This is a genomic window from Chitinophaga flava, assembly GCF_003308995.1.
Lineage (GTDB): Bacteria > Bacteroidota > Bacteroidia > Chitinophagales > Chitinophagaceae > Chitinophaga > Chitinophaga flava.
On the sequence record NZ_QFFJ01000001.1, the window covers coordinates 957,476 to 972,895 of the forward strand.

General features: G+C 43.7%; 14 protein-coding genes. 11 read left to right on the forward strand and 3 right to left on the reverse strand.

Translation table 11 applies throughout. The features are described 5' to 3' along the window. Positions 1 to 10 precede the first annotated feature (10 nt). From DF182_RS03650 to DF182_RS03700, 11 genes are all read left to right on the forward strand, one after another. On the forward strand, positions 11 to 583 hold the full coding sequence (locus DF182_RS03650) for a toxin-antitoxin system YwqK family antitoxin (RefSeq protein WP_113614316.1): 573 nt from the start codon (positions 11 to 13) through the stop codon (positions 581 to 583). Beyond that, positions 583 to 1,824 carry a hypothetical protein gene (locus tag DF182_RS03655; RefSeq protein ID WP_113614317.1) on the forward strand — a complete coding sequence of 414 codons (1,242 nt, stop codon included), beginning with the start codon at positions 583 to 585 and terminating at the stop codon, positions 1,822 to 1,824. Before DF182_RS03650 ends, DF182_RS03655 begins: the two co-directional genes overlap by 1 nt. Beyond that, complete coding sequence (locus tag DF182_RS03660; RefSeq protein WP_113614318.1) at positions 1,812 to 2,171, forward strand: hypothetical protein; 360 nt, start codon at positions 1,812 to 1,814, stop codon at positions 2,169 to 2,171. The genes DF182_RS03655 and DF182_RS03660 overlap by 13 nt, the downstream gene beginning before the upstream one ends. Positions 2,172 to 2,204: 33 nt before the next feature. Then, positions 2,205 to 2,621 carry a type IV pilin protein gene (locus tag DF182_RS03665; protein WP_113616763.1) on the forward strand — a complete coding sequence of 139 codons (417 nt, stop codon included), beginning with the start codon at positions 2,205 to 2,207 and terminating at the stop codon, positions 2,619 to 2,621. A 6-nt stretch (positions 2,622 to 2,627) separates the two neighbouring features. After that, entirely contained in the window at positions 2,628 to 3,167 is a 540-nt protein-coding gene (locus DF182_RS03670) for a hypothetical protein (RefSeq protein WP_113614319.1), read from the forward strand. Next, entirely contained in the window at positions 3,157 to 4,581 is a 1,425-nt protein-coding gene (locus tag DF182_RS03675; protein WP_113614320.1) for a GspE/PulE family protein, read from the forward strand. The genes DF182_RS03670 and DF182_RS03675 overlap by 11 nt, the downstream gene beginning before the upstream one ends. Before the next feature lie 76 nt (positions 4,582 to 4,657). Further along, positions 4,658 to 6,538 (forward strand): secretin and TonB N-terminal domain-containing protein, encoded by a 1,881-nt coding sequence (locus DF182_RS03680; protein WP_113614321.1) that lies wholly within the window; start codon positions 4,658 to 4,660, stop codon positions 6,536 to 6,538. Positions 6,539 to 6,541: 3 nt separating this feature from the next. After that, entirely contained in the window at positions 6,542 to 7,753 is a 1,212-nt protein-coding gene (locus tag DF182_RS03685; RefSeq protein WP_147243335.1) for a hypothetical protein, read from the forward strand. Beyond that, a complete protein-coding gene (locus tag DF182_RS03690) occupies positions 7,750 to 8,313 on the forward strand; it encodes a hypothetical protein (protein ID WP_113614323.1) in 564 nt (187 codons plus the stop codon). The genes DF182_RS03685 and DF182_RS03690 overlap by 4 nt, the downstream gene beginning before the upstream one ends. Further along, a complete protein-coding gene (locus DF182_RS03695) occupies positions 8,297 to 9,250 on the forward strand; it encodes a fibronectin type III domain-containing protein (RefSeq protein ID WP_113614324.1) in 954 nt (317 codons plus the stop codon). The genes DF182_RS03690 and DF182_RS03695 overlap by 17 nt, the downstream gene beginning before the upstream one ends. Before the next feature lie 2 nt (positions 9,251 to 9,252). Further along, a complete protein-coding gene (locus DF182_RS03700; protein ID WP_113614325.1) occupies positions 9,253 to 9,726 on the forward strand; it encodes a hypothetical protein in 474 nt (157 codons plus the stop codon). 11 nt (positions 9,727 to 9,737) lie between these two features. On the opposite strand, the gene DF182_RS03705 is transcribed toward DF182_RS03700, so the two are convergent. The 3 genes from DF182_RS03705 to DF182_RS03715 form a co-directional block, all read right to left on the reverse strand. Then, positions 9,738 to 10,886, reverse strand: a complete 1,149-nt coding sequence (locus tag DF182_RS03705; RefSeq protein ID WP_161964037.1) for a type II secretion system F family protein — start codon at positions 10,884 to 10,886, stop codon at positions 9,738 to 9,740. Positions 10,887 to 10,894: 8 nt separating this feature from the next. Further along, positions 10,895 to 11,380, reverse strand: a complete 486-nt coding sequence (locus tag DF182_RS03710; protein ID WP_113614327.1) for a type II secretion system protein — start codon at positions 11,378 to 11,380, stop codon at positions 10,895 to 10,897. Between the two features lie 104 nt (positions 11,381 to 11,484). After that, complete coding sequence (locus tag DF182_RS03715) at positions 11,485 to 15,414, reverse strand: RHS repeat domain-containing protein (RefSeq protein WP_113614328.1); 3,930 nt, start codon at positions 15,412 to 15,414, stop codon at positions 11,485 to 11,487. Positions 15,415 to 15,420 lie beyond the last annotated feature (6 nt).

Consider the following 15,420-nt stretch of genomic DNA (forward strand, 5'->3'; position numbering starts at 1 on the left):
TCTATTTATCATGAAAAAGATACTCGTTCCTGTTATAATATGTATCAGTGCACTGCTTAACCAGAGCCAGGCCCAGCAGGTGCCGGATATAAAGACTAACCATATTACCATCCGGCGCAATGATACCGTTTATACCTTTTACACATATAATAGAAGCAAAAAGATAGTACCGAAGAGGGATAAATATTATTACTGGTACAAAACCCAACAGATAATATATACCCACGGAGGCTATAGTGGTCAGGTGCTGGATGGCGACTACACGGAGTTCTATCCCAATAAAAACCTCAAGGCCAAAGGCTCTTTCAAAAAAGGGCTTAAAACCGGTATCTGGCACTCCTGGAATCCCAATGGAGAATTCATACAGATCACCACCTGGAAAAGTGGCGAAAAAAACGGTGAATCTTTTGAATATGATTCAACCGGGCACCTTACCAGTAAAAGCATGTATTCCAATGGACAACTTCATGGGCCCAGTACGACCTATTCTTCAAAGGGTGTCGAAAAGACAATTATTTATAAGAACGGACAGCTAGTCCCTGAAAAAGCACCTAAGGATTCTTCCGTGAAAAAGATACAATAATGAAAAAAATACATGCCGGTAGTTTGCTGCTTGCTATTTTTATCAGCTTCATTATTGCCACCATGGCGGCATTGCTGCTATTACAGTTCTCTTATTATGCTGAGTACCTGCAGCAAACGAACAACAGAGATAAATGCAATGACCTGCTGAACTCATCTGTAGCACTGGTTTTAGGCAACAAAAACGCTGCCTTCACCACTCAGACCCAGCTATTTAAAGAAGAAGCAGGTGAAACAAATATCCAATCCAGGAACTGGGGTATTTTTTCTATTGCCACGATAAGAGCAATAGTAGGAAAAGACACACTGGTCCGAAACCTGATGACAGGCGGCATTCCTGACAGTGTCTTTAATGCCTGTATTTATCTTGAAGAACATAATAAACCATTACTGATAAGCGGGAATACCGTATTAAACGGAAATGTTTACCTCCCTAAAAGCGGCATAAATCCAACTTATCTTGACAAGGATGGCTTTAAAGGAAAACAATTGTATAACGGACAATTATTCACCAGCACCAAGGAAATCAAAAGTTTTGTTAACCTGGAAGCCCTTCCTGATCCGAAAAAAACAATAAAAAAGGGACAGCCCGATCAGCTGCCTCTCTCCATCCGGCAATCATTTTCAGACTCCGTGCGACATCTGTATACCCAGGGTAAGCTGCCAAATGAAGGTACTTACGCCGGCCAAATTATCATCTGCGCAGACTCCATACTGACCGTCCCCGGGAACTGTTCACTGGAAAACGTCATCCTCATGGCTCCTTATATTAAGATCGAATCCGGCTTCAGGGGCAGATTACAAGCCATTGCCACGGATAGTCTGATTACCGGACAGGATTGTTTTTTTGAATATCCGAGTGCATTGGTACTATTGAAACCATCCAGGACCGAGGCCAATAATTTCACTGCGCGACTTCAGCTGGGAAAGGCATCGCACCTAAACGGAAGTATCTTTACCTATACCGCCAACTCCAACGACCTGTTCAGGATATATACATACCTGGGTGATCAGACAAAGGTCACAGGCACCGTGTATAGTGATGGTTATCTGGAAATCAATGGCAGTATAACCGGTACATTACTGACTGCCTATACAATTTTAAAACATCAGGGAAGCATATACGATAACAGGCTGCACAATACAAGTATTGACAGGAATGCTCTTTCGTCGCATTACCTGCTGCCGGCTGTTTTAGATCAACAACAATCTGCAAGAAAAGTCCTTCAATGGCTGAATTAATAAAAAAACGTGTAAAGGCGGCTACCATCGTCGAAAGTATCGTCGCCCTCCTGATTATTCTGATTGCCTTCGGAATAGTCATGCGTTTTTTTGCCTACACCATCCAGCCTTCACTGGGATTGAAAAAGGAGAAAGGACGCCTGCTGCTTAACAGCAAGATAGAAGCCATTGCCAGAGCACCTGAGATCGGATCTTTTGATTATGATACCGATGATTTTAACATACGGATTGAGATTACTCCCTATCAGGGAAATAATGCTATACTATACGTTGCAGGCTCCGTTAGTTATCAAGGACAGCTGATTTCAAACAAAAAAATGCTGATAAACAAACCTTTAAACAGATAATTACCGTAAATTTACTTGCTAAAATCCTATACCTTGACAAAGAGAAAGTATTCACAACCTAAAGTAAAGGCATTTACACTTACAGAAGTATTGGTCGTACTTATCATTGTAGGGATACTGGTGCTCCTGGCCATTCCCAACCTGCTACCGCTCATTACCAAAGCTAAAAGCACAGAAGCTAAGTTACAGCTGGAACATATTCATATGTTGGAAAAGAATTTTTTCTATGAAAAATCCCGCTATACAAAGGATCTGATCGAACTTTCATTTGAGCAACAAAAGCTGGTAACAGAAGGAGGTCAGGCCAATTATAAAATTGAGATCATACAGGCAGGCAGTAATGACTTTAAAGCCAGAGCAACTGCTGTTGTTGATTTTGATGGAGATGGCACTTTCAATGTATGGGAAATAGATGCCAATAAACGGCTGATAGAGGCCGTAAAGGATTAATAAATAATGTACTACTGTATCACACTACTGCCAATTTTAATTTATGCCATCATTGCCTTTCAGGATTTCAAAGACAGGGCAGTCAGCTGGGTATTTTTTCCGGCTATTATCATAGCCAACATCTGCTGCAGCATCTGGCGATTTGAAGTTGCTCCTGCATCGTTATTGCGTATGGCAGGAATCAATCTGGCACTTGTTGGCATACAATTTCTGATACTGCAATGTTATTTTTCCTTCAGATACAAGACTACTGATCTGATTATCGACCGTTTCATCGGCCTGGGAGATCTGCTGCTTTACCTGGCACTTATTTTTACTTTTTCACCGCTGAACCTCTTTACTTTTCATGTGGTGAGCCTTGCCCTCTGTCTGTTACTGGCTGCGATATTCGTGGTCTTCCGGAATAAGTTTGCGCTGCAATCTGTTCCGCTGGCAGGGATACAATCTGTCTTACTGTTGTTACTTACTATTCAGGCGATGTTACGCCCTTCCTTCAATTTTTTTGATGAACAATGGGTATTAAACTACACCGCTTATGTCCGTTAAACTGTCCATAGATGTAGCGCGCCTTCATGTGATCAGCGCAGAACAAGCCTGGCATTACAGGATCATTCCTGCCATCACTGATCGGGCACAACCAACATTTTATTATGCCCGGACTGCTGATCACGAAGGACTACATCATGAGCTGAACTTCCTGTTGAATGAAGACATTCACCTGATTCCCGCGGAAGAAACGGAACTACGCACATTGCTGGAAAAACATTATCCCAGACAACAGAAAGACAGCAGACTACAGAACAGATTTTACAATGGAAATGCCGATAATTTCCTGCAACATTTAATTGCTGAATCCAAAAATCTACATAGCAGTGATATACACATCGAGATCTATGAAGAGACCTGCAGAGTAAGGATCAGGATAGATGGCTTGCTGGTACAACGATACTTACTGGATAAAAACCAGTACCCGTCATTGATCAACAAGATAAAAATCATGTCTAACCTCGATATTGCGGAAAAGCGTTTGCCACAGGATGGACGTATTTTCTTTGAATATCAGCAGGTCAAAACAGATATTCGTGTATCCGTTCTGCCTACACTTCATGGAGAAAAAATTGTGCTTCGTCTCCTGAGCAATGATGCCACCAATATAGATCTTGACACACTCGGCTTTGCACAGGAAGAGCTGCGAAGCTATCTGGAAGGCATCAAAAAACCTAACGGGCTTTTGTTGATCAGCGGCCCCACTGGCTCCGGCAAAACCACTACGCTCTACGCTACACTTAAACTGCTGAACAAGGACACAAGAAATATCCTCACTATCGAAGATCCTATCGAATACACGCTTGCAGGTATTAACCAGGTGCAGTTAAAGGAAAACATCGGATTAACTTTCGGGGCAGCACTCCGCAATTTCCTCAGGCAAGACCCCGATATCATCATGGTGGGGGAAATACGTGATCCGGATACGGCGAACATGGCTATCCGCGCTGCTTTGACGGGACACCTGGTGCTTTCTACTATCCACACCAATTCTGCATGGGGTATCATATCCAGGCTCTCCGATATGGGCATTCCTCCCTTCCTTGTTGCCAATACACTTAACACAGCTGTTGCCCAGCGCCTGCTGCGATTACTTTGCGACCACTGCAAAACACAACAGGAATTTGATGAATCCTTATATCCTCCCAAATTCAAACCGGATAAAGCAATACATACCCACTATGTACCTGTAGGATGCGAGCATTGTTACAATACCGGTTACAAAGGGAGAAAGGCGGTCTACGAAGTGATCAATATAGACAGTGACCTGGCCACACAAATTAAACAGTCCAATACCAATATACCATCCCTGTTAAAAGAAAAAGGAATATCAACGCTGGCGGAGAATGCATTCAGCCTCTTTGAAAAAGGGTACACTTCTATAGATGAAATCTATTCGTTGTTAACTAACTAATATCACTGTCAATAAGATAATGAAAAAAATAATACTGTTACTGCTAAGCGTTTTCATACTACATCTTTCACCGAACATGGCACAGATGCCAGTGAAAGATCGTATGGCCACCCTCACACAAAACCTGAATGATCTCTCTATAAATGTACCGGGTCTTCGGCAGAAAGCATCCATAAGCGTTTCCGGCAGCACCTTGCAGGAAGTACTCCGTGGCATCGCCAATACACATCGCCTCAATCTGAATATAGATCCCTCGCTGACAGAAAAAGTCACCAATTACTTTGATGGCGAAACTGTTTCTAATGTATTAATCTATCTGGCCAAACAATATAACCTGGATTTTAACTTCACCGGAAACATTATCTATATCACACATTACCAGGACCCGTATAAAAATCTGCCACCTCCTCCCAAGGAACTCCGGATTAACTATAACAATGCGACCGGTAATATCACCCTCGACCTTCATAATGATAGTCTGATGAATGTCGCCAAAAGAATTACGGTAACGACCAATAAAAACGTAGTCGTTGTTCCGGATCTTTTTGGGAAAACCGTCAGCGGCTATATACAGGACCTGCCCATCCCGAATGCACTGGAAAAACTGGCGCTTACCAATAACTTTAAGTTTACCAGAACTAACGATGAGGTGTATGTACTTGAACCACTCGCCAACGGAGAAAAAATACTGCTTAAACCGGAACTCAAGCCCATCCCCAACAGCAATACGGTGATCCGGAAATTTAATGGCAACTCCTCTGGGAATATAGATGCGCTGTATGATAATTCCGGCCGGAAAATGATTTCGCTGAATGTAAACGCAATGCCCATCAGGGATGTATTAAGAAACATCGCAGATCAAACCGGGATGAACTATTTTATTTACACCGACATCCAGGGAAATATCACCGCCAACTTCTCGAACATAGAGCTGGAGAAAGCCCTGCAATATATTTTTCAGGGAACAGAATACACCTATCGCATAGAAAAGGACATATACATGATCGGGAACCGGCTGAATGAGGGACTACGCACCTATAAAATCGTTCAGCTCCAGAACCGTTCCATGGACTCATTAATGCACCTGCTTCCCCCGGAACTCAAGAAAAACGTGGAAGTAAAGGAATTCAAGGAACTCAACAGCCTGCTGCTCAGCGGTAGTGCACCTGATATAGAGATGATCCAGGCATTTGTCAAACAGATCGACAAAGTAGTGCCTATGATAACCATTGAGGTCATCCTGATGGACGTTAAAAAAGGGAAGTCTATTAAAACAGGCATCCGGGCAGGCGTTTCAGATTCTGTAAAAACAGGAGGAACATTCCTGGGAGAACGAGGACTGGATTATACCTTCGGAGCAAAGTCCATTAATGATTTCCTGGGCCGCATCGGTATTAACAATATATTCAACCTGGGTAAGGTAACGCCCAACTTTTATGTACAGTTAAGTGCATTGGAAAGCAACAGTAATATTGATCTCCGGCAGACACCCAAACTATCTACCTTAAATGGTCATGTCGCCAACTTGAGTATCGGTAGTACACGCTATTATACGGTCAGCACACAAAATGTGATGGGATCACTGAACCCGCAAACACTGGTCACCCAGCAGTATATTCCGGTAGAAGCCAATCTTTCTATCGACATTATGCCTATCGTATCCGGTGATGAACAGGTAACTTTAAATATCGATGTAAAGATTGCAGACTTCATTGGTGATCCTCCCAACAATGCGCCTCCACCCTCTTCCAACAGCAAGTTTAAATCTATTATCCGTGTAAAGAATGAGGAAATGGTAGTATTGGGCGGTATTGAAAGAAATGAAAAAAGTGAGTCCGGAGGCGGTATCCCTGTTCTTTCCAGGATCCCGGTACTAAAATGGTTATTCAGCAGCCGTTCCAGAACGACCTCCAAAACAGTTTCCCTGGTATTTATCAAACCCACTATTATTTATTAATCCATGATGTGGAAAAACCTACTGGATAAATATATCAGGATAAAATCCATTGCAGGTGTGGAGATATGCCTGATGCCTGATAAATCACTGTTGCTAAATGCAGTGATTGTCCGGTTGCAGGGAGATCTGTTGATAAAAGGTCCTGAGTATATTAACATCAGCAACCGGGAAACATTGTTCCAGCATCTGCCCAAAGACATTCCGGTAGCACTGAATATCTCCGGCAAAGGAATTCTTCACCGCCCTACCGGCAATGATAAAGCCAACATCATTCCGGGGATGAATGAAAATGATTATTATTTTCAACCATTTTCCTGTAACGAGAATCAGGAAGTTGCGCTGGTACGCCGGCAGCAACTGGATGAAATGATTTCCCTGTTTTCCGATAACGGCTATAAAGTGGTGGGCGCCGGTATAGGACTGGGTTATAGCGCCGGCCTGTCCGCTCATATTAAAACAGAACGCAGCGCCGCTGTTAATACAACCACCTTCAGCCTGCAACTCACCCGGCAGGAATTAACAGGATATACTTCTTTGCAGGAAGCAGGCCCCTCCATCATACACCCGGAAATATTGATCGGCGACCAGTCTGTCAAAAGCAACCTATTGCCTGCATTTGCGGTAGCTGCACATACACTGCTCGATGGCTTCCAGGATGGCCTGATTGTTCAGGAAACAATTTCCGGCAATAAAAAAGAGCTGCGGTATCAACGCCTTTTTAACTTCGTTGGCGTAGGTTCACTAGCTGTTATTTTTCTCATCCTGCTCATCAATTTCCTGTTATTTCAACATTATTACACCTTAGCACAACAAACCAGTAATAATCACCAACTGTATCAGAAGAAACTAAATAACTTCGATACCCTTCAACAACAAATACACAAGAAAGAACAGTTTCTTGAAACAATAGGCTGGACCAAACAAACCATCATCAGCGAGATTGCTGATAAAATAGCGATGTCTGTACCCGAAGAAGTAACCTTACACACACTCACTATTTTTCCTTTAAGTGATCAGACAAAAGGAGGTGATATGCCCAGGTTTCAAAAGGATACAGTTATGGTGGGCGGCACTTGCAATACACCGTGGTTGCTGAATGACTGGATCAATGATTTACAGCAAACTGATATTATCGCGTCAGCAAAGCTGTTGACTTATTGGTACAAAAAAGAAGATGAAACAGGTCAATTTCAAATTGAATTAGTCCTAAAATGATGTTTAATCAGTTAAATGGAAAAAAGAAGCTTCAACTTTTGCTTGTCAGCGTGCCATTACTGCTGATAGCCACCTTTCAATACGGCATCCGTAATACCATCAATATCTATCAGCAGTATAAAGAAAATTATCTGCCTGAACATGTATTACAGCAAAAAATGGAGCAGTACCATCAATTGCAGGCCAAAGAAAAGATCATCAACAAAATGGTCCTTTCCCTGGCTCCGGGCCAGTCTTCCGATAATGACCAGCTATTATTAAAAGAAGTAACCGGCATCTGCAATACTTACCATATTAAACTAAAAAATTACCGGCCTTTCAATCAGTTTCAATATGAAAAGATATATGCCACCACCAGCCTGATCACGTTGGAAGGCAATTTCAGGCAGCTGCTTCATTTTGTCAATGATTTCGAAAAAGGCCAGCTGCCTGCGAGAATTGCCGCTATGCATTATAAAACGACTGTTGATAATACCAGTAATACGGTAGCGTTAACCGCTGATATCTACCTCCAGCAACTTCAACTTATAAATGATAAAAAAGATGAACCGCTTCCATAAAACAGCATACTACTTCGTACTGCCATTGTTGTTACTGATGGCAGCCTGTACAGAAGTGATAGAACCCTCTTTAAACAATGTGCAGGTACAACTGGTGGCTCCTGCTGACCATGCGGAAAGCACCGACTATCTGCAAACATTTTACTGGGAGCCCACTGATGCCGCCCTGAAATATCAGTTCCAGCTGGCTACACCTGATTTTGATGCGCCTGTCAGGTTTGTGCTCGACAGCAGTATAAAAGGCAACAAATTCACCTATTCCCTGTCTCCCGGAAAATATCAGTGGCGGGTAAGAGCTGTCAACGGCAGCAGCCAGTCGGCTTATGTCACCCGGAACATTTCCATTGATACCGCCTCGCTAAGCAGGCAAGCTGTTCAGCTGACCAGTCCCGGTGACAACTTCCTGACCAACAATCCGAAAGTGGTCTTTTCATGGCAGGCCCTCTTCAGCGCCAGGAAATACAAGCTGCAGGCCGACGACAAAAACTTTGGCAGTGGCAATTTTGTCCTGGACCAATATGTAACCACTAACACCTACGCCTATACGTTACAAAATGATGGTACCTACCAATGGCGGGTGAGAGCGGAAAATGATACCGCCGTATCGCAATATTCACCAACGTATACAATCATCCTCGACAGAACTCCGCCCGCTGCTCCCGTACTGAAAGCACCTCAGGATAATTTACAGAACGCCACCCTGCCGCTCACACTGGAATGGTCCGGCACTGCCGATGTAGTGAAATACATGTTATATGTTTATAAAAATGATGGCACTACCTTGTTCGATAACACTTATCCTCAGACCCTGACTGGCACCAGTGTTTCCTTTAATAAAGGTTCCAGCCGGGATAGAATATACTGGCAGGTGAAAGCTATTGATGCAGCTGGTAATGAAAGCACCATCAGCGAAAAAAGGAACTTTACCTTACAATAAACATGAAAAACAAATACACCAAATATCTGTTGCTCATAGGCACTGTGGTCGTATGGGGCACTATCATCTGGAAGATAATAGATGCCCGCTCCGGAGACAAACAGGATGCTGCGTATTTTAAAAACCCGGCAACGGTATCCTTGCCTGTTACCAAACCCGCCAGCTATATATTACTGGAGGATTATCCTGATCCATTCCTCAGAAAAGAAACGAAACAAACAGATACGGTCCTGCTCACGCAGCCAATGCTTCCGGCTACGCCTGCCCCACCACCTGTTTCCGTTGACTTTGTCCAATATCACGGAATGATCAGCAATACAGATGCTCCTAAAAAAGCGGCTTTCGCCAGTTTCCATGGCGAAGAAAAGATGATACAACCCGGCGACGTGATCACCGACGTTAAAATCAAAACCATTCAACCAGCATCGATGACTGTTGAATATAAAGGTAAACGCTTTACCGTCAAGAAACTGTAATTCACCGGGTGCTAGAACGTTTGACCCATTGTGAACAAAGGCAGGTACATAGCAATCAGGATAACGCCCACGACTAAACCGAGAAAGATAATAATCAGCGGTTCCATAAAATTGCCGATCAGGGCTGTTTCGTGCATGATCTCATCATTCAACTGCCCATTAACCCTTTCAAAAAAATCGCCCAGTTTGTTCACTTCCTCTCCCACCTTTATCAGGGCTATCAGTTTGGGCGGGAAGATATCAAACTGCTGCATGCAGCCATGCAGGCTTTTACCCGATAAAATACCAGTCTCTACTTCCTTTAATGCCGTCTGAACAGGATGGAACTGTATCATCTGGCTCACCAGCTGAATAGCCTGCAAAACAGGCACCCGGGAACTGATGAGTAGTGCCATGGAATTACACATTCTGGCCAGATGTATTTTTAAGGTAAGACTGCCTACCACGGGCATTTTCAATATAAGGCGGGACGAATACTGTTTGAACCAGGTGGCCTTCCGGTACTTCCAGCCTGTATAAGCAGTTGCAGCAAAGCCCAGCATCCATAACCAGGCTGTTTTTTTAAGGCCATCAGAAATGGACACCACCAGCTGTGTGATAGCCGGCAGGTCTCTGTTTCCTAGCCGCTTAAACACATCTGCAAACATCGGCACGATAAAATTTGCCATAAACCCGATAGCTCCAATAGCCACTACCACTACAATCATCGGATAGGTGAGCGCTCCCACCATCTGCCGGCGTTGTTTGATTTTTCTGTCGAAGAAACTGTACAGATCCTTAAAAACGATGGCCAGCCTACCCGTTTCCTCACCAATACCGATACTTAACACCTCATAATCAGTGAAACATGACTGTGCTCTCATCGATTGGGAGATAGACATCCCACCGATGATATCTTCATATATCTTTTGAAATATTGCCCTGACCTTCTTTTTTTTCTGTTGATTGACGATCAGCTCCAGAGACGAACGGATGTCAACTCCTGCTTCTGTAAGGGTATACAGCTGCAGAAAAAAATCGGCTTTTATCTTATCAGACATGCCGGAACCCAATTGTATATCCTTCTGCCACCAGGGAACTGATGGTTCCTTCGTTTCTCCGGTTGGTGCAGCCGCTGTCCGGGCCGGCGTTTTTAATTTATTGATATCCAGTCCTGCCATAGTAAGCATTAGTTATCCATTCCAAACAGAATGGCTTCATCATAGTGTTTTTTAAAAAACCAGGGATATTCTTCATCGTTATGCCGGATAGACATATTAAAACCTGCTACCAGCGTGCGGTCTGTACTGCGGAAGCGAATGAGCTCCCATTGCAATCCTGAATAATGAAGTGCAAAAGAATCCAGTGTACCTTCATAACCTTTGCGATAAATCAGGCTGTCGCCGCGGAAATAATAAACGGTGGTGGCGGTATCGCCGGCCAGCACCAATGAGTCTCCCGCCTGGGTCATGGTTTTGCAGTTTCGTATATCCGTGGTTATTTGTTGTTTACAGGTATGATACTGCAGCATATAGGTAGCCGATCCGTTAAAAAAGCGATACTGATGATTAAATATCCCTATGGCCATATACACAATGCCGGCAATAATACTCGTCAGTATCATTACTACGATCAGCTCCAGGATGGTAAATGCTTTTAACCGGCTATTCATCATATTACACAGGGAAAGTGCAAATATAAAAAAGCAATTAATGTCCCTGTTATAAAAACAAGGGACATTAATTGCTTATAGTTGCTTTACTGCTTATGCAGAAGTGATTATTGTTTCATCGCACCGGATGGAGCCAGGATAAAAGTAGGGTCTGATTTGGAAATTTCCCGTTGACGGGCTTCATAATCATGGGCATATCCGTTCCAGCCACCAGGATAAAATGTATCCATGCCGAAATAAAGCGCAGCAGGTATCGCTCCATATCCTTTGCCCAGATAACCTACTAATCCGAAAGCGAAATTCAGCATGAATTTCTCCTTTGTAATTCCAGCATCAGGATTGCCCTCATGCAACCCAAGAGCATACAGATCGGATATTGTCGCAATTACAAAAGAGGCTGTGCCGATACCACGTACAAACCTTGCCAATTTAGAAACAGGCTGTACTGCCTCCGAAACAGGATAATTCTTAAACAAATTGGCATTTCTACCAGTCAGCTGATAATTGGCATTTGAAACAGATGACCAGCGCCATCCTTCAATAGCCATTTTAACCACATAAGCTTCAGCCCGGGGTTCAAACACGATTCCCCCCAATCCATAAAAATAATTGCTTTGACTAATAACAGGAGATCGGAATGCAGCATCTGACACACCAAACATCATCCCATAATCAAGCGAGGAATAAGACTGTCCATTTTTCCAATACACGCCATTATCCCGGAGAGAAAGCTGTGAGCCGGTAGTATAATCAATATAGTTTGAACCATTAGGCATGTAGACAGCATCTTTACCGTAGTAGTACGCAGCATCTGTCTGATTATTAACACGGGAGTCGTAATACAGATCGCCATTAGCATATACCCATTCATCCAGTCCGCCATCTTTATCAGCTTTGTTCACTGGGTTGTTACCCATACCTACATAAGGAGAAGCATACTGCCCGGCGGGATCCGGAGTCAGCCAGCGGCCTATACGGGAGTCATACATCCTCAGGCTGAAGGCATTCCATCCTGTTTCCTTATCCTTTTCGCTGTTCTGTCCCTGAAAACCATAGCGGTAATCACCGGTACCGCCGTCACGGGCTATACTACCAAAGGGATAATAGTCAGCATATTGTTTCACCACCCTATTATCATCAATTACAGCACGTACGTTTCCAAGATGGTCGGTCATCTCATAATCAGCCAGGTTGGAGCCGCGACGGAATATACCTACACGGGCATCTGCATACAAGGGTATTTCTATCTGCGCGATCGTACCCGTACCTGACTGGCTGTATACAGCCAGTGGGTTGCCACTGATACTTACAACATAATAAGTGGTGGTATTATTGACAAAGTCTTTTTTCATAATCCTGGCCCCTTTTCCATCATAGGTGTAAGTAACCTTAGGTTGCGTAAAGGCAGCATCGGCATATACGCCAGCTACCAGTCCGGCAGCTGTATATTTTACGTACCGGGTTGGTGATGAAGCCGGAGATTCTGACTTAAGCTGGCCAATATTATTATACTGATAGCTGCTGAAAGGGGTTCCTCCATTCAGTACCGCTTGCAGTTGATTGCTTCCTGCCGGATACTGGTAGGTAAAGTTGTCTGTCAGTGCGCCTGCATTGTCTGTTCTCTTCAGTGATAAGATATTACCATGAGCATCATAACTCAGGCCATGTTCTTTAAACAAACTACTCTGTGTAAAGCCAGGGACTGCGTAGTTAGGTGTTCCCCAGGTAGCATTGTTCAAACGCTGTTTAGTATCATATTTATAAGCATACATCACAGGATTTTCAACACCTGGACCAAGGACTGCCAGGATACTCTGAGGCTTGCGGCTATGCCAGCCGGCAGCTTTAATCAGGCCGTTAAAGTGGTCTTCAGCGTCTCCCGCAGCAATTGGCAGGCTTCCGATATTGGTATTGGCCCGTAAATAGTCACCGCTGAAATATTCGATATTCATTCCAAATATGTCCCTGGCCACACCAGCGTTGGCTCCGGAAATACCATCCTGTCCAGGGTCCTGGTCGCGGTTGGCATTATTAATAGCTTTCAGCTGGCCTTGTACAGTATAGGTGTAATCAATACCCTGTACTTTGTTGCCCAACTCCTTACGCTTTAACGCTCCATGGAGATAATAACTGTAATTGGCCAGTGGTTTTCTGGTAGACCGGTTGTCAGCAGTATTGGTGTATACTGCGGCCAACTGCATGTCAGCATTATATTCGTAATAGTGAACGAAGGTTTCGGCAGGTGTATTTTTCTGGAAAATTACCTTGGTGATTTTCCCATTAAAATCATAGCTATAGTCAATAGTTTTTTTACCCAGACCCGGAATCTCCTGCACCAACCAGGTAACGAGCCCTTCTTCGTTAAAGTTTTGCCAGCTTTTGGCTCCATCTGAGGTTTCAGTATATGAAATCATTCCAGGTAAGTACACATCTTCCTGCATATAACCGGCTACTCCGGTTGCTACCGGGATATCGTATACTGTTTTCTTCCAGGATTTTCTGGTACCGGCACCCATTCCTCCATCCGTAATATTTTCTTCAATGCCCATTCCATTGACATTAAAAGCTACTCCACCTGCTGGCTCAAACTCTCCGCTTTCAGTCACCCTGCCGAGGCCGTCGAAGTTGGTATAACTATAACGTCCTGTTACCCGTTGTTCTGCATTCTGTGCAAACCTCAGGTTGTTATCCTTACGATAAACGAACTCTGTACGTCCTGCTTCTTTAGAAGAAGTGGCCCGCAATTGACCTTTTAAATCATATTCAGAAAAGGAAATAAACGGAATATCTGTTTTGGTGGCGTAGTTATTATATCCCTCATTGGCCAGTTTCTTAACGCCTTCCGGTGGAATACTGGCTATCAGTTGCCCCAGCTGGTTGTAATAAAAATAGGAAACATCCGCCAGGTTTAAAATATAACTAAAACCACTGTTCGGTCCTGTACCGACAGCTTTATAGTAACCAGCAGGCAAGGTGCCATCAGCTGCCGGCGAAACGGGGACTTCTCCGCGGTCCATGTCTAAGAAAGTAACATATGCCGGGTTGATCCGTGTATTTTCATACAATTTAAAGTAATAGGGGGCAGTTGAAACAATAGCCATGACTGCAACCTGCATATCATTCCCAGGCCGGGCTGTCATTAATACGTTACCGGACTGGTCTTTAATCACAATGTTTTCATCGCCATCAGCTCCCCTGATAATTTCCTGATAGGCCTTGTTAATTATTTTTTCCGGCTTCTCACCTATTTCTGCATTGGTGAAATATTTATTCCTTATCGTAAAATAATGGTATAGTTCAAAGAGAGCGGGAATACTATATTGACGGACATCATGCCCGCTACCCACCTTAAACGCTTCCCCTACACCGGCGGTACTTTTTGCCTCTCCTGTACCATCATTACGGAATTCCGTTCTGGTAAAAGGATATCCGGTGGTTGCCACACAGGGTTCCAGCGTATTATTATTGCTATAATACCAGCCTAATGTTCCGGGAGTAGTGTCATCTACAGCATTATCGAAAAGATCATACCGGAAAGGGGTTCCTCCTGATGTGATAAAATTATCCACATAAGAAAAGTCGTTCGCCAGGATAGGGGCAGCCAGGGTATTAACAGCAGGCCTGCCTAAAAAATCATACACTACCTGGCTGGTCATAATTTTTGATGCCGTAAAATTTCTGGCTTGTGTCTGCAGCAACTTTCCGTTGTTATCATAAAATATTTTGGAGGCAGACCAGGGACTACCCTGCGCATCATACTTTATGGAAAGCAGCCAGTTCCGGTTCAGGTCTGCAGGCGCTCCAACAACAGTACCTGTTTCTATTATCACCTCCGCCCCATCCGGCGTCTGTACTTCAGGATTGATTTCTACTTCTGTACCACTTTTATAATAGACCGGCTGGCCTATAGGGAACACCATACTGGTAGCCGGAGGTACCGGTAACACAATTTTATTGGGGCTTTGGACAATCTGTGCATTTACTGAATGACACGCAAATGTCAGCACCAGTAGGTATGAGAGATTTTTTATTTTCAAGGTAGC

Coding starts and splice junctions, on each gene's coding strand:
- DF182_RS03650 (WP_113614316.1), top strand. CDS start 11: ATGAAAAAGATACTCGTTCCTGTTATAATATGTATCAGTGCACTGCTT.
- DF182_RS03655 (WP_113614317.1), top strand. CDS start 583: ATGAAAAAAATACATGCCGGTAGTTTGCTGCTTGCTATTTTTATCAGC.
- DF182_RS03660 (WP_113614318.1), top strand. CDS start 1,812: ATGGCTGAATTAATAAAAAAACGTGTAAAGGCGGCTACCATCGTCGAA.
- DF182_RS03670 (WP_113614319.1), top strand. CDS start 2,628: ATGTACTACTGTATCACACTACTGCCAATTTTAATTTATGCCATCATT.
- DF182_RS03675 (WP_113614320.1), top strand. CDS start 3,157: ATGTCCGTTAAACTGTCCATAGATGTAGCGCGCCTTCATGTGATCAGC.
- DF182_RS03680 (WP_113614321.1), top strand. CDS start 4,658: ATGGCACAGATGCCAGTGAAAGATCGTATGGCCACCCTCACACAAAAC.
- DF182_RS03685 (WP_147243335.1), top strand. CDS start 6,542: ATGATGTGGAAAAACCTACTGGATAAATATATCAGGATAAAATCCATT.
- DF182_RS03690 (WP_113614323.1), top strand. CDS start 7,750: ATGATGTTTAATCAGTTAAATGGAAAAAAGAAGCTTCAACTTTTGCTT.
- DF182_RS03695 (WP_113614324.1), top strand. CDS start 8,297: ATGAACCGCTTCCATAAAACAGCATACTACTTCGTACTGCCATTGTTG.
- DF182_RS03700 (WP_113614325.1), top strand. CDS start 9,253: ATGAAAAACAAATACACCAAATATCTGTTGCTCATAGGCACTGTGGTC.
- DF182_RS03705 (WP_161964037.1), bottom strand. CDS start 10,886: ATGGCAGGACTGGATATCAATAAATTAAAAACGCCGGCCCGGACAGCG.
- DF182_RS03710 (WP_113614327.1), bottom strand. CDS start 11,380: ATGATGAATAGCCGGTTAAAAGCATTTACCATCCTGGAGCTGATCGTA.